Genomic DNA, 22,124 nt, shown 5'->3' with positions numbered 1-22,124 from the left:
CCATTGCAGAGCTGTGCAGGACGGCTATCAGGGCGGCGCGTCGGTGTCGTTATGGTGAAGATCGCCGCTGAGCGCCGTGGAAAATACGGCCAATGACGACCTCCTCCAAACCCTTGCGATAGAGGATGATGTGCTTGCCGTGGACGAACTGATGGGTCCTGCCTTCATAGAGCCGGCCCATACTCGGATAGTCGCCGAGCAACTCAAACACCGCGTCGAGTTCGCGCAGTTACTTTTCGGCCTGAGTGTGGCCGAAGTTTTCGAAGGTGTGTCGGTAAATGTCTTTCAGATCGCGTTCGGCGCGATGCGTTATCCTATGGCGCATGCGGGAGTTCGGCACGCGCTTCCCGAATAATGTCGTCGATCGACTTTTCGCTGACCGGGCTCTCAAAACCTTCGTTGATCGCCGCCTGAATCGCTTTCCGCTTCTCGTCGGGCGAAAGCGCGTCAAACCAAGCGCGCTGCTCCTTTGTTGGAGCCGCCCACGGATAAACATCAATGCTGATGGTTTCGAGCATGTTCATGAGAACATTATAGGCGAAAACGCCTATAATTTCCAGAAATTCAATGCTGGCTTTGCCGTGCCGTCAATGCGGGAAACCTTGCAAAGAGCGATTGATCGCTCGCGTCAACAACCAGGGGCCCATGCCGTGCTCGGCGGCAATCTGGTCCAGCGTGGTCGTTTTGCAGTGATTCGGCGGCATCTGTGTCGATTTGCATCGCGGGGATATGAAATTTCACGCCCTTGTACGCAACGCGTCAAATTCGGCAGAGCTGCCGCCCAAAGTGCCGTAAGGTAAGGAGAAAGCGGTTGTTTTCTCCCTTTTACCCATGTTGCGTCAGGAGGTTTTTGTTATGTTGCCTCAGGTCGATGCCGCAAGGACGGAAACGGCAGCTCGGCCAGTCACGACAAGGAGGGTCGAATGCTGAAAGAATTCGAGGAATTTATTTCCAAGGGCAATGTGATGGACCTTGCGGTCGGCGTCATCATCGGCGCGGCCTTCGGCAAGATCGTCGATTCCCTTGTTAACGATATCATCATGCCGATCGTCGGCGCGATTTTCGGCGGCTTGGACTTCAACAATTATTTCCTTGGCCTCTCCTCGGCCGTCAACGCCACCTCGCTGGCCGACGCCAAGAAGCAAGGCGCGGTCTTTGCCTACGGCAGCTTCATCACTGTCGCGTTGAACTTCCTCATCCTCGCTTTCATCATTTTCCTGATGGTCAAGGCGGTGAACAACATGCGCAAGCGGCTTGAGCGCGAGAAGCCCGCTGCACCGGCCGCTCCGCCGCCAGCCGACGTCGCGCTGCTCACCGAAATTCGCGATCTGCTCGCCAGGCGCTGACCACGGGCAGCATTTGCTGGACCAAAACCCCGGTCGTTGGCGGCCGGGGTTTTCTGTTTTCGCATCTGGTAAGGACCGCTGACGAAAACCGCAGACCAAAAACGGATCCGCCCATGACCCTGATCGACAGCTTGCGCACCGAGGCCCGTGCGGCACCCGAAAGTGGCATTGTCGCCGTCGTCAATTACGGCCGCCTGCGCGAAGGCATGATTCCGCTCTGGGCCGGCGAAGGCGACCTGCCGACGCCAGCCTTCATCACCGATGCCGCGTCGAAGGCGCTGGCCGGCGGCGAGACATTCTACACCTGGCAAAGGGGCATCCCCGATCTCAGGCAGGCACTCTCCCGTTACTATGCCAGGCATTTCGGCAAGAATTTCCCGGAGGAAGAATTCATCGTCACCGGCTCCGGCATGCATGCCATCCAGCTGGCGCTCGACGCGCTCGCCGGCGCCGGCGACGAGGTGGTCTACCTGTCGCCGGCCTGGCCGAATTTCGATGCCGCAGCAGGGATAGCGGGAGCCGTTCCAGTCGCGGTCACGCTCGATCATTCCGGCAATGGCTGGTCCTGCGACGTCGAGAAGATCGCCGCTTCGATCACGCCGCGCACAAAGGCGCTGTTCATCAACACGCCGTCGAATCCGACCGGCTGGACCGCCGATCACGAGACCTTGCAGGCGATCCTCGCTCTGGCGCGCGCGAAAAACCTCTGGATCATCGCCGACGAGATCTATTCACTGTTCCACTATGGCCACGGCCGCGCGCCGTCCTTCCTCGACATAGCGTCGGCGGAAGACCGTATCCTGTACGTCAACTCCTTTTCCAAGAACTGGGCGATGACCGGCTGGCGCGTCGGCTGGATCAAGACGCATCCGAGCTTGCAGCAGGTGTTCGAGAACCTGATCCAGTATTCGAGCTCCGGCGTCGCCCAGTTCATGCAGCGCGGTGCGGTCGCCGCCCTTGACGAGGGCGACGCCTTCGTCGCCGAACAGGTGGAGCGGGCGCGCAAGGCGCGCGACCTTGTCTGCGGCATCCTCGGCGCCACCGGCCGCGCTGGGTTTACGGTGCCGCAGGGCGCGTTCTATCTGTTTTTCACCGTCGAGGGCATCACCGATTCACGAACCGCTGCCTTCGACATCGTTGACAAGGCCAATGTCGGCCTGGCGCCAGGCACCGCTTTCGGCCCCGGCGGCGAGGCGTTTTTGCGGCTGTGCTTCCACCGCCGTCTCGACCAGATCGAGGAAGCGGCACACCGGCTGGCGAAGTGGATGAAGAATGCCTGAGCCGCTGACGAAGCCCGAATTGAAATCGCTCCGGCGAGCCAGATGGCCGCCGGAGTAGAGTTCCAAACGGCATCAGCCGCCTGACTTGGGCACCAGCAATGGAATGATGCGGTCGCTCTTGGCCACCGAAGGCCGACCTGCCGAACCATAGGGGATGCCGAGCGCATCCCAGGTCTCGACCAGCGCATCCTGCAATTCGGCGATCAGCGCATCGGAATGGAACGGCGTCGGCGTGATGCGCAGCCGCTCGGTCCCGCGCGGCACGGTCGGGTAGTTGATCGGCTGGATGTAGATGCCGTGCACGCCGAGCAGGCGGTCGCTGGCCATCTTGCAGGCCTCGGGATCGCCGACCAGCAGCGGCACGATGTGCGTCGGCGAATCCATCACCGGCAGGCCGGCGGCCGACAGGATGTGCTTGGTTCGGCTCGCCTGCTGCTGCTGGGCGTCACGCTCGGCCTGCGAGCGCTTGAGATGGCGGATCGACGCGGTCGCGGCGGCAGCGATCGCCGGCGGCAGTGCCGTGGTGAAGATGAAGCCCGGCGCATAGGAGCGCACGGCGTCGATCACAGCGCTGGTGCCGGTGATGTAGCCGCCCAGCGTGCCGAATGCCTTGGCCAGCGTGCCTTCGATGATGTCGATGCGGTCGGCCAGGCCTTCGCGCTCGGTGATGCCGCCGCCGCGCGGCCCGTACATACCAACGGCATGGACCTCGTCGATATAGGTCATGGCGTTGTAGCGCTCGGCGAGTTCGACGATCTCTTTGATCGGCGCGATGTCGCCATCCATCGAATAGACGCTTTCGAAGACGATGAGCTTGGCGCGTTCGCGCCCCGCCGCCTGCAAAAGGCTTTCCAGATGCGCCACGTCATTGTGGCGGAAGATCTTCTTTTCGGCGCCGGAACGCCGCACGCCTTCGATCATCGAGGCGTGGTTCAATTCGTCCGAGATGATCAGGCAGTTGGGCAAAAGCTTCGCGATGGTCGAGATCGAGGCCTCGTTGGAGACGAAACCGGAGGTGAAGACCAGTGCCGCTTCCTTGTCGTGCAGATCGGCAAGCTCCACCTCAAGCTCTACCAGCGGGTTCGAGGTGCCGGAAATGTTGCGGGTGCCGCCGGCGCCCGAACCCATCTTGCCAGCGGTATTCTGGAACGCGGCGATGACGTCGGGATGCTGGCCCATGCCGAGATAGTCGTTGGAGCACCAGACGGTGATTTCCTCGGCACGGCCATTGGAACGCCAGATGGCGCGCGGGAACTTGCCCGCGATCCGCTCGAGGTCGGCGAAAACGCGGTAGCGACGCTCGGCATGGAGCTGGTCGATCGCTTCCTCGAAAAACCGCTGATAGTTCATGTCGCCTTCCCAATTTTTGCGCGGGATCATAATCATTGGCCTGTTGGTCGTCCACCTGGCCTTTTTGGTCAAAATGCCACGCCCCGGACCTGTTCCTAACGACCGCGGATCGTGGCCTATTCCCTTGATGTGGATGAACTTTGTTTCAGGACAATGCCACTGGCCGGCAATGCCGGTTACCAGGGGTTCCAATGGCCATGCGGCGGGCTTTCCAGTAGAGCGGGGTTGAGACAGTTTCCGATAAATCTTGGATAAGCGAGGACGCGGATGACAGTTTTGGTGACAGGCGGCGCCGGTTACATCGGCAGCCATATGGTCTGGGAGCTGCTGGATGCCGGCGAAAGCGTGGTCGTTCTCGACCGTCTTTCCACCGGTTTCGAATGGGCGGTGGCGCCGGAGGCCAAGCTGGTCGTCGGCGATGTCGCCGACAAGGAATTGGTCGGCGCGGTCATCAGGGAGAACAAGGTCGACGCGATCATTCATTTCGCCGGCTCGATCGTGGTTCCGGAATCGGTCGCCGACCCGCTCAGCTATTATGAGAACAACACCTCGAAGACGCGCACGCTGATCGAAACCGCGGTGCGCGAAGGCGTGCCCAACTTCATCTTTTCCTCGACCGCCGCCGTCTATGGCGGCGCCGGGCTGGAGCCGGTGCGCGAGGACGCCCGCCTGGCGCCGGAATCGCCCTATGGCCTGTCCAAGCTGATGAGTGAGTGGATGCTGCGCGACGCGTCGATCGCGCATGGCCTGCGCTATACCGCGCTGCGCTACTTCAACGTCGCCGGCGCCGACCCGAAGGGCCGCACCGGCCAGTCGACGCCGGGCGCAACCCATCTGATCAAGGTCGCCTGCGAGACGGCACTCGGCAAGCGGCCGTTCATGCAGGTGTTCGGCACCGATTATCCGACGCCGGACGGCACCTGCATGCGCGACTACATCCATGTCAGCGACCTGGCGGCGGCGCATCGCCTGGCCTTGCAGCGGCTGCGCGCCGGGGGACAGAGCCTCGTCGCCAATTGCGGCTACAGCCATGGCTATTCGGTGCTGGAGGTCATCGACAGCGTGCGCCGCGCCTTTGGCCATGATTTCGAGGTGAAGATGGGTGATCGCCGCCCTGGCGACGCCGCGGCGGTTGTCGCCAATTCGGATCTCGCCCGCGCCGAGCTCGGCTGGACCCCGCAACGCGACGATCTCGACCAGATCGTCGCCGATGCGCTCGCCTGGGAGCGCATCCTGACCGGCAAGAACTCCGCGCGCGGCTGAGCCGGGTTCTCCCAAGGGCTCGCAAGCCGGGCAGTGAAGCGCTATTGAAGGCGTTCGCGGCAAGGCGCGGAGGCGCCGCGCCGCGAGGAGCTTTTTGGGGGATGGCATGAAAATAACGGTGCTCGGGGCCGGTGTCGTCGGTACGGCGGCCGCCTATTATCTGGCCAGCGACGGCCATGAGGTGACGGTGATCGAGCGCCATCCGGCGGCGGCACAAGGCACCAGCCAGTCCAATGCCGGCCTGGTGTCACCGGGTGACGCCACCGCCTGGGCCTCGCCGGCGGCTTTGAAGACCTTCCTGCGCGGGCTCTACAACCATGATCTCGGCATCAAGGTCAGGTTGCGCCTCGATCCCTATTTCCTCGCCTGGAGCCTGCGTTTCCTGCGCCAGTGCACGGTGGCGCGCCTGCGCGCCAACACCGACATCAAGCTCAGGCTCGCGCTCTATTCGCGCGACTGCATCAATGCGCTTTCGGAAGCGACCGGCATCCATTACGACGAGCGCAAGAAGGGCATTCTCTATTTCTTCCGCTCGCAAAAGAGCCTCGACACCGGCACCGACAATTACCGTTATCTTGCCAAGCACGGCCTGCCGATCGAAATCGTCGGCCGCGACCGGCTGGTCGAGCTGGAACCGGGCCTTGCCGGCGTCAAGGACAAGATTGCCGGCGGCGTCTATTCGCCAACCGACCAGACCGGAGATTCCAAGCAGTTTGTCGACAGGCTGGCCGCCTATGCGGCCGAGAAGCTCGGCGTCGAATTCCTGTTCGGCACGACAGTCGAAGGCCTCGACATCGAGGGCGACCGGGTGCGCGCGGTGATGACTTCGGCCGGCCCGGTCGCCGGCGATGCGGTTGTCATCTCGATGGGGCCGGAAAGCGGCCTGCTCGGGCGCCGTTACGGCATCGACCTGCCTGTCTATCCGGTAAAAGGCTATACCGCGACGATTCCCCTGGAGGACGAAAGCAAGGGACCGACCATGGGCGGCGCCGACGAGGACCGGCTGATCGGCTATTCAAGGCTGGGCAACCGCTTGCGGATGTCCTCGACGGCCGAATTCACCGGCTTCGACCGCACTTTCAAGCCCGCCGATTTCAAGACGATCATCAGCACCGGCAAGGATCTTTTCCCGGGTGCCTTCGACGAGAAGAGGGCTGTGTTCTGGGCGGGTCTGCGCCCGATGATGCCCAACTCGGTGCCGGTCATCGGCCAGGCGCGCTACAAGAATCTCTATCTCGACACCGGCCACGGCCATGTCGGCTGGACCATGGCCTGCGGTTCGGGAAAATTCCTCGCCGACCTCGTTTCGGGCCGCAAGCCGGAGATCGACCCGCAGGGGCTGGTTTACGGGGGCTAGGATGTCGGGACCGCAAGTCGCCATCGACCTTGGCCGCATCGAGCGCAACGCGCGCACCATCGTCGAGCGCTGCGCGCTCTCGGGCATAAAAGTGTTCGGCGTCACCAAGGGCAGTTGCGGCATGCCGCAAGTGGCACGCGCCATGCTGCGCGGCGGCGTCGCCGGCATCGCCGAATCGCGTTTCGAGAACATCCGCCGGCTGCGCGACAGCGGCATCAACGCACCGATCATGCTGCTGCGCAGCCCGCCGATGGCGCGGGTCGAGGAGGTGGTGCGCACCGTCGACATCAGCCTGCAATCGGAACTCGCCACCATCCGCGAAATTTCGCGCATCGCCGAGCGCATGGGCCGCGTCCACGACATCATGCTGATGATCGATCTCGGCGATCTCCGCGAAGGCATCTGGCCGAACGACCTGATCCCCACGGTTGAGCAGATCCTGCAGTTCAAGGGCGTGCGCATCGCCGGCATCGGCACCAATCTCGGCTGCTTCGGCGCCATCATGCCGACGCCGGAAAATCTTGGGCAGCTCGTCGCCCATGCCTACAAGACCGAGCGCCTGTCCGGCAAAAGCCTCGACGTGATTTCCGGCGGCGCCTCGTCGTCGCTGCCGCTGCTGCTCGAAGGCAGGCTGCCGGCCGGCATCAACAATCTGCGCGTCGGCGAGGCGATCCTGCAAGGTGGCGTCGAGACCTTCCGCGATGTGCCATGGGCCGAGCTTGAGCCCGATGCCTGCCGGCTGACCAGCGACATCATCGAGGTCAAGCTCAAGCCGTCACGGCCGATCGGCCAATCGGGCTACGACGCCTTCGGCAACCAGCCGGTCTTCCCCGACGAGGGCGACAGGCTGCGCGCCATCGCCAATATCGGCCGCGAGGACGTGCTGGTCGAGGGGCTGACGCCGATCGCCAGGGGGATCCGGGTGCTGGGCGCCTCCAGCGACCATCTGCTTTTGGATGTCGCCGATGCCGACCCGCCGCTGGCCGTCGGCGACCGCGTCGCCTTCCGCATGAGCTATGGCGCCATGCTTTTGGCAATGACCTCGGAATATGTCGAGAAGGCCCCGATGCACGACGTCGAGGATTTTTCCGGCCGCAAGATGGTGCAGATCACGGCCGAACCTGGAGCCGCCGGCATCCTGGCCCGGGAAGGCACCGGCGCGCGGCTGGAGGCGATGAATTTCGACGTCGTCGAATTGGCCGATATCGAGCGGCCGCCATCGGGACTGGTCCGGCTGACCGCCGGCGCCGATCGTCGCGTCGCGCACAAGGCGCTGACCGCGACGGCGCGAGCCACGCATTCCTTCGGCCTGATCTGGATCGATTCCATCGCCGCCCTGATGCCCGAGGACGAGGACGGCATCGACCTGCCGGAAGGTTCGGTCCTGGCGCGCACCCTCGGCCTCGACCACAAGGCGGGCGCGCTGCAGCCGCAGCTGTCGCCGGAGAATGTCGTCATCGTCGGCTTGCGCCACGCCGATCCGGCCGAGGCGCGGGTGCTGAAGGATTCGCGCGTCTCCGCCTTCACCATGACCGACATCGACGCCATGGGCATGCGCGACCTGATGCATGAAGCGATCCGTATCGCCACATCAGGCACGCAAGGCTTTCATGTCAGCTATTCGCCGACCGCGACCGAATTCGCCGGCTGGGCTGCGGGCTCCGGTGGGCTGACCGTGCGCGAAACACATCAGGCGATGGAGGCGATCGCGCTCTCCGGCGGCTTGCTGTCGATGGATGTTTCGGGCCTGACGGCGGATCTGGAGCCGCGGATCGGCACCGACGCGGTCAACTTCGTCATGTCTGCCTTCGGCAAACGGATTCTCTGATCAGCCCTGCACTTCCACTGCCGCCCGCCATGCGCTGACGTAGTCGACCCAGGCTGGGTCTATAGGCCGTTCTATTCTTTCGCCCTTGCCGTGCGTCGCCGGCCGATCGCATGCCAGCAGCGCCGCGCCGATGCTGGTGCCGGTGGCGGCCTCGGACGCAACCACGGCGCGCGCCGTGGCTGCCGCCAGCATGCCGACAAAGAGCCGGTTGCGGGCAAAGGGGCCTTCGACCGTGGTCGGGCCGTCGGCACCGATCAAGTCGAGGCAGGTCGCCGTCATCAGGGCCAGATAGAATGAGATGGCGGCAAAGCGCTGGCCTTTGTTGATGCCGTCGGCGTCGAGCCATGCCGCGGCATGGTGCGGGAACGGCCCCGAGCCTTGCTGGGTCGACGGCAGCAGCAGCGTCTTTCGCGCCAGCACAGCGCCGACATCATCCTCGGTCCACGGCTCCGGCTGATCCTTTGTCAGCACCGAAAACTCGCGGCCGCCCATGAAGCGCGCCGAGGGAACGGGATCGCCGAGCGCGTTGACATTGACCAGCGTGTCGCGCGCGGCATCCAGCGCAATCTGTTTGCCGCCGACCGCCATCGATACCACCCAGGTGCCGGTCGAGACGACGGAGAAAGGCGGTTTGTCGGAGAGAAGATGCGGCAGCAGCGAGGCGTTGGAATCATGCAGGCCGCAGAACACCGGCGTGTGCGGATCCAGTCCGGTTCGCACAGCAACGGTGGGCAGGATCGGGCCGAGGCGATCGCTGGCCGGCCGCACCGGCGCCATCAGGCTTCGCCACTCCAGCCTGTCGACCAGGGATGAAAAATCCGCTGTCCACGGGTTCCACAGGTCGGTGTGGCAGCCGAGCGAGGTGACCTCGTTGGCGGCGATGCCGGTCAGGCGCAAGGCCCAGTATTGCGGGTACATCAGCAGCGCCGCGGCCCTGGCGAATTCCGCCGGGAAGCTCTTCTGCTGCCAGAAGAATTGAGCACCGAGATTGAGGCCGAGCGGCAGGCGCGGCGTGCCGGTCTCGGCAAAAGGCGGGCGGATCGCGTCGTAATCCTCGGCCATCCCGTCGGGGCCGTCGAACTCATAGTCGAGCACCGGCAGCACCAGTTCACCCGCCGCGTCGACCAGCACGCCCGTCGCGCCATGGGTGGTGATCGAAATGGCGTCGATGCGCTGTTCGCGGTTGAGGCCGGCAAGGCTTTCGAGGATGAATGCCCACAGTGCCTCGACATCGTGATGTGGGTAAGGCGCCTGCCGCACCGGCGCATTCGCCATGCGGCGCAGCGCCACCTCGCTCAACGTCGCGAGGTCGACCAGCGCCACCTTGGCGTTGGTCTTGCCGATGTCGATGACGGCGATGTGGCGCATCGCACTCATGCCATGTGGAACATTGTTTCCAGCTTCACGGCCACCGGCTCGTTGTCCGGCCTGGTTTCCATGATGTCGGCCATGTGGGCCCACCAGCGCTGCATCACCGACTGCCCGGGCAATTCGTCCATGCGGTGGTCGTCTTGCCGCCACAGCACACCGAACAGGATATTGGTCTCCTCGTCGAGATGGATGGAATAATCGGAGACGCCGGCCTGCTTCAGCAGCGCGACCAGCGACGGCCAGATCTCGTCATGGCGCTTCTTGTACTCTGCCTTCATGCCGGGCTTCAGCTTCATCTTGAACGCGTATTTCTCGGCCATCAACGCCCTCCGCGCAGCCGCCGCCAGACGATCGGCAAGGCGATGACGATGATCAGCAGCAGGCCGATGAAGATCGACATGACGATGCCCGGCACATTGAGCAGGCCGAGCCCGAAGGTCACCAGCCCCATGATGAAGGCGGCGAGCACGACGCCCAGAATGCTGCCGGCGCCACCGAGGATGCTGACGCCGCCGAGCACCACCATGGTGATGACTTCGAGTTCATAACCCTGCGCGATCGAGGGCCGCGTCGAACCGAGGCGCGAGGTGATCAGCACCGAGGCGATGCCCGACATCAGCCCGGTCAGGCAAAACAGGATGAACTTGGTGCGGCCGACGCGCACGCCGGAAAATTGCGCAGCGACCGGATTGTTGCCGATGGCGAAGACGCGTCGGCCGAAACTCGTGCGGTGCAAGAGGAACCAGTAGACGACAGCCGCGATCAGGAACAGCACCAGCTCGAACGACACCACCCACCAGACATAGCCCTGGCCGAAGAAGGCGAAGCTTGAGGGATAGCCTTTGTAGGCCTGGTCGCCGAGGATGATGAAGGCGATGCCGCGAAACAGGCTCATCGTGCCGATGGTGACGACGATCGAGGGCAGGCCGAGCCTTGTCACCAGCAGACCGTTGAAGGCGCCGCAGCCGAGCCCGACAACGATGCCGATTGCCACCAGCACTGGCGTGCCGGCGCCGGCCTGCACCGCCATGCCCATCATGGTCGACGCCAGCGCAATGATGGCGGCCACCGACAGATCGATCTCGCCCGAGATGATCAGCAGCGCCATGGCGAAGGCGATCAGGCCCTTCTCGGTGAAATTGAAGGTCAGATCGGACAGCGAGTACGGATCGAGGAAATAGGGCGAGGCGAAGCTGTTGATGGCGAAGATGGCGACGGCCACCACGACCAGCAGCGCTTCCCAGGAAAAGATCGCCGAACGCAGCGGCTTGTCGAGCCGGTCGGGAATGTGGCGCGGGGCAGGGATGTCGGTCACGCCTCCACCTTTCTGAGGATGATGCGGCCTTGCTGGCGCTCGCCGCGCGCATTGAGCACGACGGCCAGAATGATTGCGCTGCCCGAAATCGCCATCTGCCAGAAGGGTGAGATGTTGATGACCGGCAGCGCGTTGGAGATGATGCCGAGGAACAGCGCCCCTAATACCGCGCCGCCGACCGAGCCGATGCCGCCGGCGATCGAGATGCCGCCGATGACGCAGGCGGCGATGATGTTGAGCTCATAGCCATTGGCGACCTCGACCGAGGCGATCACGTAGCGCGAGATCCAGAGATAGCCTGACAGGCCGCCAATCATGCCGGAGATGCAGAAGACGATGAATTTCGTCCGGCCGACATCGATGCCGGCATAGACCGACGCCATCGGGTTGACGCCGATCGCGTAGATCGAGCGGCCGAGCGCGGTGCGTGTCATCACAACGAAGAACAGCGCAATGACCAGGATGGCGATCCACGACAGCACCGGAATGCCGAGGAAGGCCGCGCGCTGGAAGCCGATGAACTCCGGGCTCATCTTGTCGGCATTGACCCAGGCACCGCCGGACAGGACGAAGGTGGCGCCGCGATAGATGGTCAGCGTGCCCAAAGTCACCACGATCGAGGGGATGTTCAGCCGCCAGACCAAAAGGCCGTTGATGGCGCCGAGCACCAGGCCGACCAGTAGTGCGATGACGATCAGCAGCGGGATCGGGATTGCCGGATGCGCGGCGTTCAGCATCGCCACCACCATGCCGGTGAAGCAGAGGTTGGACGCCATCGACAGGTCGATCGACCGGGTCAGGATGACCACCATCTGGCCAAGCGCCAGGATCATCAGGATCGAGGTGTCGTTGAACACCTGGCGCAGATTGGCCGGATCGGCGAAGGCCGGAAAACGCGTCGAGATCAGCCCGATCAAGACGATGATGGCAGCAGCCAGCCAGATTTCGCGGTATTTGAGGAAAGCCTTCATGCCGCGATCCCTGCTGCCGTCCGAACCAGCGTCTCGGCGTCCAGCTCCTTGTTGTCGTAGACCGCCGCGACAAGCCCCTCGCGCATGACCACGACACGGTCGGACATGCCGAGGATTTCGGGCAGCTCGGACGACACCATGATCACCGACAGGCCTTGCGCCACCAACTCGGCCATGAAGCCGTGCACGGCGGCCTTCGAGCCGATGTCGATGCCCTTAGTCGGCTCGTCCAGGATGATCACCTTGGGCGACGTCGCCAGCCATTTGGCGATGACGATCTTCTGCTGGTTGCCGCCCGACAGTGTGCCGACATCCTGGCTGAGCGAGGAGGCCCTGAGGTCGAGTCGCTCGGTGTAGGAGCGGGCCAGATCGAACTCCTCCGACAGCCGCAGCAGGCCGGACTTCGACGTGCGCTTGAGCGAAGGCAGCGAGACGTTCTGGAAGATCGGCAGGCCGATCACCACGCCTTGCTTGCCGCGTTCTTCCGGTACGTAGACGATGCCGGCATCGATCGAATCCGCAGCCGATTTCGGCGCGATCGTCTTGCCTTCCAGCGTGATCGTGCCGGCTGAGGTGCGGGTGATGCCCGATATCGCCTGCATCACCTCGCTGCGGCCGGCGCCGACAAGGCCGTAAAAGCCGAGGATCTCGCCCTTGTGCAGTTCGAAGCCGATATCGTTGAATTCGGTCGGATGCGACAGGCCGGAAACGGAGAGCACCGGTGCGCCGATCTCGGCCTTGCGCTGCGGGAAGATGTGATCGACCGCGCGGCCGACCATCAGGCGCACGATCTGGCTCTGGCCGGCATCCTTGATCAGGCCTTCGCCGACCATCTCGCCATCGCGGAACACCGTGTAGCGGTCGGCGATACGGTAGATCTCGTCGAACTTGTGGCTGATGAACAGGATCGCCTTGCCATCGCTCTTGAGGAATTCGATCAGCAAAAAGAGCTCCTCGATCTCCTTCATGGAAAGCGCCGCGGTCGGCTCGTCCATGATGACGATCTGCGCGTCGATCGACATGGCACGCGCAACCGCGACCAGATGCTTGTTGGCGATGCCGAGGTCCTTCAGCCGCGCGTCGGCGTCGATATGGCCGGCATGCATGGTGTCCAGCACTTCGCGCGCATTCTTGCGCATCGTGTGCCAGTCGATGGTGCCGAAACGCGTGCGTGGCGCGTGGCCGAGAAAGATGTTTTCGGCCACGCTCAGATCGTCGAACAGCACGGTTTCCTGGTGGATGGCGGTGACGCCATGGCCGAAGGCGGCATGCGCGCTGGGCAGGGTGACGGCCTGGCCGTCTATGCTGATCGTGCCCCCGTCGGGCTGGTAGATGCCGGTCATGATCTTGACCAGCGTCGACTTGCCGGCGCCGTTCTCGCCGATCAGCGCTGTCACCTGGCCCGGATAGAGCGACAGGCTGACATTGTGCAACGCGCGCACGCCGGGAAAGCTCTTGGAGATGCCGGACAGCGTCAAGCGTGGAGCCGGGGCCGGAGGCCGCTCCTTCACCGCGCCGTGTTGGGCTGTCGTGTCCATAGTCGTATCAAGCCCTGAAACAAGGTTCGTTTAAAGCCGCGGCGGGACGTGAGCCCCGCCGCGTCAGCTCTAGAGAACTCCAGATCAATAGATCTTGGAGAATTTTTCGATGTTCGACTTGTCGAACTGGAAGGGCGGAGCCATTGCAGCCGAGTTGGTGTCGTCGAGCGTGACCTTGCCGACGCGGCCGATCGACAGCGTGGCGCCGGGCTTGGCCTCTTCCTTCTTCACCGCCAGATCATGGGCGAGGTAGACGGCCGAGTAGCCGAGGTCGATCGGGTTCCACAGGGCAACCGCCTGGCTGGAACCGTTGTCGATGAACTTCTTGAACTCGGACGGCAGTGCGAGACCGGTGACATTGACCTTGCCGATCAGGTTCTCGTCGGTGACGACCTGGGCGGCGGCAACGACGCCGACGGTGGTCGGCGCGATGATCGCCTTCAGGTTCGGATAGGACTTCAACAGGCCCTTGGCTTCGTCGGTGCTCTTGGCCGAATCGTCATCGCCGTAGACGGTGGCGACGAGTTTGATCTTGGGGAACTTCTCCGGCAGGATCTTCTTGGCCGCGTCGATCCAGGCGTTCTGGTTGGTCGCGGTCGAGGAGGCCGACAGGATGGCGACCTCGCCGCCTTCCGGCAGGTGGTCGGCGGCGAGCTTGATGATGGTCTCGCCGATCAGGCCGGTGTCGGACGGGTTGAGGTGAAGCTGGCGACCTTCCTTGGCGACGCCCGAATCCCACGAGATGACGGTGATGCCGCGTTCCATGGCCTTCTTCAGCACCGGCACCAGAGCGTCGGCGTCATTGGCCGAAATGGCGATGGCGTTGACCTTCTGCGCGATCAGCGAATTGACCACTTCGATCTGCGCTTCGGCGGTCGCCTTGGTCGGGCCGGTGTAGATGATGTCGACATCGCCGAGTTCCTTGGCCGCCTCTTCGGCGCCCTTGTTGGCGGCATCGAAGAAGCCGTTGCCGAGCGACTTCACCACCAGCGCGATCTTGACGTTTTCGGCGTAGGCGGCATTCACGAACATGGCGGCTGAGAATGCAGCCGTCACCATCAATTTCTTCAAGAAGCTCATCGAATTTCCTCCCTTGAGCGTTGCATTCCATCGCCGCTGCGAGCGCGAGTTGGCCTCAGGCCTGCAGTGAAGATTCTTCCTTGTTGGTTGCGGATGTGCGGGCGACGATCAGCGTCACGCCGGCGGTCTCCAGCATCTTGGCTTCACGATCCTCGATGCCGTCATCGGTGATGACGGTGGCGATGCGCGACAGGCCGCACAGGATGAGGCTGGAGCGTTTGCGGAATTTCGAGGAATCGACCAGCACCACCAACTCGTCGGCCTGGTCGATCAGCTTCTGCTCCGCCTGGATCAAGAGCGGATCGCCCTCCATCAGGCCGAGCGGCCCCAGACCCTGCGCACCCATGAACATGCGGCGCGCATAGAAATTGCGCGTCACGTCGTTGTCGAAGGGCGACAGGATGATGTTCTGCTCGCGATAAATGGTGCCGCCCGACAGCATCACCGTATTCTTGGAGTGCTTGAGCAAATGCTCGGCGATGGGGAACGAATTGGTGAAGATCGGCATGCGGCGGCCGGTCAGGAAATGCACCATCTGGAAGGTGGTGGTGCCGCCATTGATGATGATCGGTTCGCCGTCGTTGCACAGCTCGACTGCTTCACGCGCAATCGCCCGCTTCTGCGAGGCGTTGATGGTTTCGTTGACGGAAAAGGGCCGGCCGGCCAGCCCGATGAACTGCGGCGGCGAGATTGCCTCGGCGCCGCCGCGCACGCGGCGCAGGCGCTTCTGGACGTGGAGAGCCGCGATATCGCGCCGGATCGTCGCCTCGGAGGACTCCGTCAGGTCGACCATCTCCTGCACCGTCACCACAGGCTTTTCCTGGACGGCGGACAGAATGATCCTGTGGCGCTCTTTTTCGTGCATGGTTCCTCCCTGCCCGGGCATCTAGGCACCCAAAACGCGCAGTGTCAATCATTTCCGATCATATAATTTCATTGTGCAGTGCAATATGATCGATATTGATCGTTTGTGATTGACAAGCCGACCGCTTCCGTGGAAATTCGGGGCCAAATGGCCGCGCCTTTTGCGTGCCTTCGGGAGGATTTCTTATGCTCGACAAGCGCACCGGCGCGCGCCTCGCCAATCTGTGGGACGAGGCCAAGGCTCACGCCATGAGCGGGCCGGAACTTCTGGTCTACCGTTCGAACACACTTGGTTCCGACAAGCGGGTCACCAACTATGGCGGCGGCAACACGTCGTCGAAGATCTGGCAGAAAGACCCGCTCACCGGCGAGGATGTCGAAGTGCTGTGGGTCAAGGGATCGGGCGGCGACAGCGCCTCGATCAAGCTGGACGGCTTTGCCACGCTCTACATGGACAAGCTGCGCGCGCTCAAAGGCCTCTATCGCGGCGTCGAGCACGAAGACGAGATGGTCGGCTTCCTGCCGCACTGCACCTTCAACCTCAATCCGCGTGCGGCTTCGATCGACACGCCGCTGCATGCCTACGTGCCGAAGCCCTTTGTCGACCACATGCATCCCGATGCCATCATCGCCATTGCCGCGGCGAAGGATTCGAAGGCGCTGACGAAAGAAATCTTCGGCGAGGCCATCGGCTGGCTGCCGTGGAAGCGCCCTGGCTTCGAACTTGGCCTGTGGCTGGAGAAATTCTGCCTCGAACACCCAGCCGCCAAGGGCGTCATCCTGGAAAGCCACGGCCTGTTCACCTGGGGCGACACCCCCAGGGAATGCTACGAGATGACGATCTCGGTGATCAACCAGGCGATCGAATGGTTCGAGCGCCGCTCCGAGGGTGTCGCTATCTTCGGCGGTGAAGCGGTCAAGTCGCTCGACGCCACTGAGCGCCGTGCCATCGCGGCCAAACTGATGCCGAGGATTCGCGGCCTGATCTCGGAAAGGAGCCACAAAGCAGGCCATTTCGACGATTCCACTGCTGTGCTCGAATTCGTCAACTCCAGGGATCTGCGCCCGCTGGCGGCACTCGGCACCTCATGCCCCGACCATTTCCTGCGCACCAAGATCCGCCCGCTGGTCATCGAATTCGATCCGGCAAAGCCCGATGTCGATGCCGTCATCGCGCGTCTTGCCGACGACATCGCCGAATATCGCGTTGGCTACCAGGCCTATTACGACAGCTGCAAGCATCCGGACTCGCCCGCCATCCGCGATCCCAATGCCGTCGTCTACCTGATGCCCGGCGTCGGCATGTTCACCTTCGCCGGCGACAAGGCGACGGCGCGCATCTCGGGCGAATTCTATGTCAACGCCATCAACGTCATGCGCGGCGCCTCCACCGTGTCGTCTTATGTCGGCCTGCCTGCACAGGAAGCCTTCGACATCGAGTACTGGCTGCTCGAAGACCTGAAGCTGCAGCGTATGCCGAAGCCGAAGTCGCTTGCCGGCCAGATCGCCCTGGTCACGGGTGGCGCCGGCGGCATCGGCCGCGCCACGGCCAACCGCCTGCTGCGCGAAGGCGCCTGCGTGGTGCTGGCCGACATCGACGAGACAGCACTGGCCAGCGCCAATGACGAACTGGCGAAAGTCTACGGCAGGGACTTCGTGCGGCCGGTGCTGATCAATGTCACCTCGGAGGAGCAGGTCATTTCGGGCTTTGCCGAGACAGCGGTCGAGTTCGGCGGCATCGACATTCTGGTATCGAATGCAGGGCTGGCCTCCTCGGCGCCGATCGAGGAGACGACGCTGGCGCTGTGGAACAAGAACATGGACATCCTGTCGACCGGTTATTTCCTGGTCTCGCGGGAAGCGTTCCGGCTGTTCCGCGCGCAGAAGATTGGCGGCAACGTCGTCTTCGTCGCCTCCAAGAACGGCCTTGCCGCATCGCCGAACGCCGCCGCCTATTGCACCGCCAAGGCTGCCGAGATCCATCTCGCCCGCTGCCTGGCGCTGGAGGGCGCGGAGGCGCAGATCAGGGTCAATGTCGTCAACCCGGACGCGGTGCTGCGCGGCTCGAAGATCTGGACCGGCGAGTGGAAGGAACAGCGCGCCGCCGCCTACAAGATGTCGACCGACGATCTGGAGGAGCACTATCGCTCGCGTTCGATGCTGAAGCGCTCGGTCTTCCCGGAAGACATCGCAGAGGCGATCTATTTCCTGGCGTCCGACATGTCGGCCAAGTCGACCGGCAACATCATCAATGTCGACGCGGGCAACGCCCAGTCGTTCACGCGCTGAGCGGAGGGGACGATGGAACACATCATCTCCGCCGACCTCGTCGACAAGGACAACGCCGCGCGCAAGGCAAACCTCGAGCGCGACTACGCCTCGCTCGGCGAGCGGCTCGACCGTCGCGGCATCGCCATCGACGCTATCAGAGACAAGGTCGAGAAATTCGCGGTGGCGATCCCGTCCTGGGGCGTCGGCACCGGCGGCACGCGCTTTGCCCGCTTTCCCGGTGCCGGCGAGCCACGCGATATTTTCGACAAGATCGAGGATTGCGCCGTCATCCAGCAATTGACGCAGGCGACGCCGACCGTTTCCCTGCACATTCCGTGGGACAAGGCCGATCCGAACCGGCTGAAGCAAGCGGCCTCGCGCTTTGGCCTCGGCTTCGACGCCATGAACTCCAACACCTTTTCCGACGCCAAGGACCAGAAGCTCTCCTACAAATTCGGCTCGCTGTCGCATGCCGACGCCGGCACGCGCCGGCAAGCGGTCGAGCACAATCTCGAATGCATCGAGATCGGCAAGACGCTCGGCTCCAAGGCGCTGACGGTGTGGATCGGCGACGGTTCGAACTTTCCCGGCCAGGTCAATTTCGCCAAGGCATTCGAGCGCTATCTCGACGCCATGAAAGAGGTCTACGCCGGACTGCCCGCCGACTGGAAGCTGTTCAGCGAGCACAAGATGTACGAGCCGGCCTTCTATTCCACCGTCGTGCAGGACTGGGGCACCAACTACATGATCGCGCAGGAGCTGGGCGACAAGGCGTTCTGTCTCGTCGACCTCGGCCACCATGCCCCAAACGTCAACATCGAGATGATCGTGTCGCGGCTGATCCAGTTCAAAAAACTCGGCGGCTTCCACTTCAACGATTCGAAATATGGCGACGACGATCTCGATGCCGGTTCGATCGATCCTTACCGGCTGTTTCTCGTCTTCAACGAACTGGTCGACGCCGAACTTTCCGGCGCCGAGGGGTTCGACCCGGCCCACATGCTCGACCAGAGCCACAACGTCACCGACCCGATCGAAAGCCTGATGCTATCGGCGGTCGAGGTGCAGCGCGCCTATGCGCAGGCGCTGCTGGTCGACCGCAAGGCGTTGGAAGATTTTCAGGATAGCAATGACGCGCTGATGGCGACGCAGACGCTGAAAGCGGCCTACCGCACCGATGTCGAGCCGATCCTCGCCATGGCGCGGCTGAAGACCGGCGGCGCCATCGACCCGGTCGCCGCCTATCGAGCGGCGGGTTACCGCGCCAAGGTTGCAGCGGAACGCCCTGCAGTCGCTGGCGGTTCGGGCGGCATTGTCTGAGGCCGAGCCGGCCCCCTCATCCGGCCGCTTTGCGGCCACCGCCCTCCGGGCGTTCGTTGTTCGAAAAGCCAAGCAGTTGGCTTTTCGCCCGCTGCGCGGACCACGCCTCACCCCCGCAGGGAGAAGAGACTGGCGTCAGCGCTGACACCTCCTCTCCCCTCGGGGAGAGGTCGGATTGCCCCGAATTGCCCTTCGCAATTCGGTTGGCAATCCGGGTGAGGGGGCTCTTTCTCGTGCTCCCTTAATTGTTAGTGGACTCGATCCGTCCAACACGGTCTTCTAGGCATCCCCCCGCCCGGAGAACCGCCATGCCTCTCAACCGTCGGACACTGATCGCCGCCAGTCTTTCCATCACCTTTGTCCTGGCGCCGTTGACGAGTGTCTTCGCCGCCTCGCCGGCGCCGGCCAAGGGCGAGCACGGCATGGTGGTGACGGCCCAGCATCTGGCGTCCGAAGTCGGCGTCGAGGTGTTGAAGAAGGGCGGCAATGCTGTCGACGCGGCGGTTGCCGTCGGCTATGCGCTCGCCGTCGTCTACCCCAATGCCGGCAATATCGGCGGCGGCGGCTTCATGACCATCCGCTTCAAGGACGGCAAATCGACCTTTCTCGATTTCCGCGAGCGGGCGCCGCTGGCGGCGACAAAAACCATGTATCTCGACAAGGACGGCAACCCGGTGAAGGGCGCCAGCCTCGACGGCTATCTCGCCGTCGGCGTACCGGGCTCTGTGGCTGGCTTCGAGATGGCCCGTGAAAAATACGGCAAATTGTCCCGCCAGGATCTGATGGCGCCGGCAATCGGCTACGCCAAGGACGGGTTCATCCTCAATCAGGGCGACGCTGCCTCGTTTGCCGGCAGTGCCGACAGGCTGGCGAAGGACCCCGCGGCCGCCGCCATATTCCTGAAATCCGACGGCAAGCCCTATGGCATCGGCGAGCGGCTGGTCCAGCCCGACCTCGCCGCCTCGCTCGCCGCCATTTCCGAAAAGGGTACGGATGCCTTCTATAAAGGCGCCATCGCTGACGCCATCATCAAGGCGAGCGGCGCCAAGGGCGGCATTCTCGCCAAGCCGGATTTCGAGCAATATGCGGTGCGTGAGCTCAAGCCCGTGACCTGTACCTATCGTGGCTACGAGATCACCTCTTCGCCGCCGCCCAGCTCCGGCGGCGTCATCATCTGTGAAATCCTCAACGTGCTGGAGGGCTATCCGCTGTCCTATCTCGGCGCCGGTTCGGCCGAGACCGTGCATGTCATGGTCGAGGCCATGCGCCATGCCTATGTCGACCGCAATTCGGCACTTGGCGATCCCGATTTCGTTGACAATCCAGTCTCGAAGCTGCTCGACAAAGGCTACGCCAAGGACATCCGCGGCAAGATCGACCCGTTCCGCGCCGGCGTGTCGCAGGATCTGATGCCGAAGGGCTTTGGCGAGAGCAAGGAGACGACGCATTATTCGATCATCGACGATGCAGGCAATGCGGTCGCGGTCACCTACACGTTGAACGGTTCCTTTGGAGCCGGCGTCGTCGCCGACGGCACCGGCATCCTGCTCAACAACGAAATGGACGATTTCACCCAGAAACCCGGCGTGCCCAACCTCTATGGCCTGGTCCAGGGCGAGGCCAACGCCATCCAGCCGAAGAAGACGCCGCTGTCGTCGATGAGCCCGACCGTGGTCGCCAAGGACGGCAAGCCGTTCATGGTCATCGGCAGCCCCGGTGGTTCGCGCATCATCACCATCACGCTGGAAGCGATCGTCAATGTCATCGACCACGGCATGAACATCCAGGAGGCGATCGACGCGCCGCGCATCCACCATCAATGGCTGCCCGACAAGGTGTATGTCGAGCCGTTCGGCCTGTCGCCGGACACAGAAAAGCTGCTGGCCGGCATGGGATATCACCTCGATCTCGCCGACCAGACCTGGGGTCAGGCCGCCGGCATCCTGGTCGGCGGCAAGAGCCTGGCGGAAATCGAGAAAGGCGGCGGCGCGCGCTACAACGGCGCCATCGACAGCCGCGCGGCCTCTGGCGAGGCGCTCGGATACTGACAGCTCGGAGGAAAAGCTTGGAGCAGCGTGGCGATTCGGGTTGATCGCCCGCTGCTCAAGTGGATCGGCTCACACCGACTTGACCGTCACAAGACCAGCGTGAGGGTGGACGCAACCAGCATCAAGGCGGCAATGCCGACGAACAGCGCATAGATGCGCGGCCGGTCGAGCAGCAGCGCATTTCCGGAGATCCAGGCGGATGTGGCGCCGCCAAGCGCGAAGAGGAAGCCGTTGCGGTGCCCGAAGACCATCGATGCGGCCATCAGGCCGCCGATGATCAGCGCACCGAACACGATGATCACGGCAACGGCATATCTCTCGAAATCATTGCCGCTTCCCATGCTCGGGCCGATTGCGTTCAAGGTTGGCAGGTCGTCCGGATCGAAAGGGTTCGTCGACCCGTATTCGTCTTGACCGGCAGGCTCTCGCATCATTCGTTCTCCGTATAGCGGCAACAAATCATCAAGCCTTGCCGAGTGCAACCCGATCACGCTGCCTTGATGCGTTCGACCGGTCCTTGACGTCTTCAGGTGGCGGCTTGCTGCCGGCTTTTGGTTCTTGGCCGTCTTTGGTCTCTCAGGCAATCCAGGAAACGGCTGCCCAAAGGCGACCGTAGCTCCCTCTATCATGGAATGCATTCGTGGAGGAAAAATGATGCGGGGCGCGGATTGGGCTTCGCAAACCGTGATTCGGACGGTGACGTCGCACAGGGTTGTTGTACGGGCGAATCGCCTTGCGGCCAGTGGGCGTCTGCGCTTGGCATGCGGTTGCGTGAAAGTTGACTGGGCAGGCATCTTAAATGTTGACTAGTAAACTCATGTTTCATAGTCACCGGGCAGTGGTCACTGGAGACCAACCCCCGAAAAGCAGGGCCGGCCGCATTGCAGAGAGACCAAGAGCCCCAGTCGAGAGCCGCGCCCGA

At 63.2% G+C, this 22,124-nt stretch carries 19 protein-coding genes; 9 read left to right on the top strand and 10 right to left on the bottom strand.

Annotated features, from left to right (window positions below; genetic code table 11):
- Positions 1-76 precede the first annotated feature (76 nt).
- On the top strand, positions 77-355 hold the full coding sequence (locus tag A9K65_RS36280) for a hypothetical protein (RefSeq protein WP_245321949.1): 279 nt from the start codon (positions 77-79) through the stop codon (positions 353-355).
- On the opposite strand, the gene A9K65_RS31955 is transcribed toward A9K65_RS36280, so the two are convergent.
- Positions 315-524 (bottom strand): hypothetical protein, encoded by a 210-nt coding sequence (locus tag A9K65_RS31955; RefSeq protein WP_024503137.1) that lies wholly within the window; start codon positions 522-524, stop codon positions 315-317. The genes A9K65_RS36280 and A9K65_RS31955 overlap by 41 nt on opposite strands.
- Before the next feature lie 399 nt (positions 525-923).
- Between A9K65_RS31955 and mscL the strand changes: the two genes are divergently transcribed.
- Both mscL and A9K65_RS31945 read left to right on the top strand, forming a co-directional pair.
- Positions 924-1,346, top strand: coding sequence for a large conductance mechanosensitive channel protein MscL (gene mscL, locus A9K65_RS31950; RefSeq protein ID WP_064995688.1), 423 nt, complete (start codon positions 924-926; stop codon positions 1,344-1,346).
- Between the two features lie 113 nt (positions 1,347-1,459).
- Complete coding sequence (locus tag A9K65_RS31945) at positions 1,460-2,626, top strand: pyridoxal phosphate-dependent aminotransferase (protein ID WP_013533609.1); 1,167 nt, start codon at positions 1,460-1,462, stop codon at positions 2,624-2,626.
- Positions 2,627-2,698: 72 nt separating this feature from the next.
- On the opposite strand, the gene hemA is transcribed toward A9K65_RS31945, so the two are convergent.
- On the bottom strand, positions 2,699-3,976 hold the full coding sequence (hemA, locus tag A9K65_RS31940; RefSeq protein ID WP_013533608.1) for a 5-aminolevulinate synthase: 1,278 nt from the start codon (positions 3,974-3,976) through the stop codon (positions 2,699-2,701).
- Between the two features lie 267 nt (positions 3,977-4,243).
- Between hemA and galE the strand changes: the two genes are divergently transcribed.
- The 3 genes from galE to A9K65_RS31925 all read left to right on the top strand — a co-directional run bounded on the left by galE (position 4,244) and on the right by A9K65_RS31925 (position 8,424).
- A complete protein-coding gene (gene galE / locus A9K65_RS31935) occupies positions 4,244-5,239 on the top strand; it encodes a UDP-glucose 4-epimerase GalE (protein WP_064995687.1) in 996 nt (331 codons plus the stop codon).
- A 106-nt stretch (positions 5,240-5,345) separates the two neighbouring features.
- Positions 5,346-6,596 carry a D-amino acid dehydrogenase gene (locus tag A9K65_RS31930; protein WP_064995686.1) on the top strand — a complete coding sequence of 417 codons (1,251 nt, stop codon included), beginning with the start codon at positions 5,346-5,348 and terminating at the stop codon, positions 6,594-6,596.
- 1 nt (position 6,597) lies between these two features.
- Positions 6,598-8,424: an alanine racemase gene (locus A9K65_RS31925; RefSeq protein ID WP_064995685.1), complete on the top strand. Its 1,827-nt coding sequence runs from the start codon at positions 6,598-6,600 to the stop codon at positions 8,422-8,424.
- On the opposite strand, the gene A9K65_RS31920 is transcribed toward A9K65_RS31925, so the two are convergent.
- The 7 genes from A9K65_RS31920 to A9K65_RS31890 all read right to left on the bottom strand — a co-directional run bounded on the left by A9K65_RS31920 (position 8,425) and on the right by A9K65_RS31890 (position 15,564).
- Positions 8,425-9,801, bottom strand: coding sequence for an FGGY-family carbohydrate kinase (locus A9K65_RS31920; protein ID WP_064995684.1), 1,377 nt, complete (start codon positions 9,799-9,801; stop codon positions 8,425-8,427).
- Positions 9,798-10,115: an L-rhamnose mutarotase gene (gene rhaM / locus A9K65_RS31915; RefSeq protein WP_013533603.1), complete on the bottom strand. Its 318-nt coding sequence runs from the start codon at positions 10,113-10,115 to the stop codon at positions 9,798-9,800. Before rhaM ends, A9K65_RS31920 begins: the two co-directional genes overlap by 4 nt.
- Positions 10,115-11,110, bottom strand: a complete 996-nt coding sequence (locus A9K65_RS31910; RefSeq protein WP_024503129.1) for an ABC transporter permease — start codon at positions 11,108-11,110, stop codon at positions 10,115-10,117. Before A9K65_RS31910 ends, rhaM begins: the two co-directional genes overlap by 1 nt.
- Entirely contained in the window at positions 11,107-12,081 is a 975-nt protein-coding gene (locus A9K65_RS31905; RefSeq protein WP_064995683.1) for an ABC transporter permease, read from the bottom strand. Before A9K65_RS31905 ends, A9K65_RS31910 begins: the two co-directional genes overlap by 4 nt.
- On the bottom strand, positions 12,078-13,619 hold the full coding sequence (locus A9K65_RS31900; protein ID WP_064995682.1) for a sugar ABC transporter ATP-binding protein: 1,542 nt from the start codon (positions 13,617-13,619) through the stop codon (positions 12,078-12,080). The genes A9K65_RS31905 and A9K65_RS31900 overlap by 4 nt, the downstream gene beginning before the upstream one ends.
- 84 nt (positions 13,620-13,703) lie before the next feature.
- The gene (rhaS, locus tag A9K65_RS31895; protein WP_013533599.1) at positions 13,704-14,699 is read right to left on the bottom strand and encodes a rhamnose ABC transporter substrate-binding protein; all 996 of its coding nucleotides are present in this window, start codon (positions 14,697-14,699) and stop codon (positions 13,704-13,706) included.
- 55 nt (positions 14,700-14,754) lie between these two features.
- On the bottom strand, positions 14,755-15,564 hold the full coding sequence (locus tag A9K65_RS31890; protein ID WP_013533598.1) for a DeoR/GlpR family DNA-binding transcription regulator: 810 nt from the start codon (positions 15,562-15,564) through the stop codon (positions 14,755-14,757).
- Positions 15,565-15,749: 185 nt separating this feature from the next.
- Here A9K65_RS31890 and A9K65_RS31885 point away from each other — a divergent pair, with 185 nt between their 5' ends.
- From A9K65_RS31885 to ggt, 3 genes are all read left to right on the top strand, one after another.
- The gene (locus A9K65_RS31885; protein ID WP_024503127.1) at positions 15,750-17,852 is read left to right on the top strand and encodes a bifunctional rhamnulose-1-phosphate aldolase/short-chain dehydrogenase; all 2,103 of its coding nucleotides are present in this window, start codon (positions 15,750-15,752) and stop codon (positions 17,850-17,852) included.
- A gap of 12 nt (positions 17,853-17,864) precedes the next feature.
- The gene (gene rhaI, locus A9K65_RS31880; RefSeq protein ID WP_063170035.1) at positions 17,865-19,154 is read left to right on the top strand and encodes an L-rhamnose catabolism isomerase; all 1,290 of its coding nucleotides are present in this window, start codon (positions 17,865-17,867) and stop codon (positions 19,152-19,154) included.
- Between the two features lie 308 nt (positions 19,155-19,462).
- Entirely contained in the window at positions 19,463-21,202 is a 1,740-nt protein-coding gene (gene ggt / locus A9K65_RS31875; protein ID WP_064995681.1) for a gamma-glutamyltransferase, read from the top strand.
- 86 nt (positions 21,203-21,288) lie between these two features.
- Here the strand turns inward: ggt and A9K65_RS31870 are convergent, their stop codons facing one another.
- Positions 21,289-21,636, bottom strand: coding sequence for a hypothetical protein (locus A9K65_RS31870; protein ID WP_032808338.1), 348 nt, complete (start codon positions 21,634-21,636; stop codon positions 21,289-21,291).
- Between the last annotated feature and the right edge of the window lie 488 nt (positions 21,637-22,124).

The organism is Mesorhizobium sp. WSM1497, from assembly GCF_001672455.2.
Taxonomy (GTDB): domain Bacteria; phylum Pseudomonadota; class Alphaproteobacteria; order Rhizobiales; family Rhizobiaceae; genus Mesorhizobium; species Mesorhizobium ciceri.
Note: the sequence above shows the minus strand (reverse complement) of the source record. Positions and strands in the feature narration are given on the sequence as shown.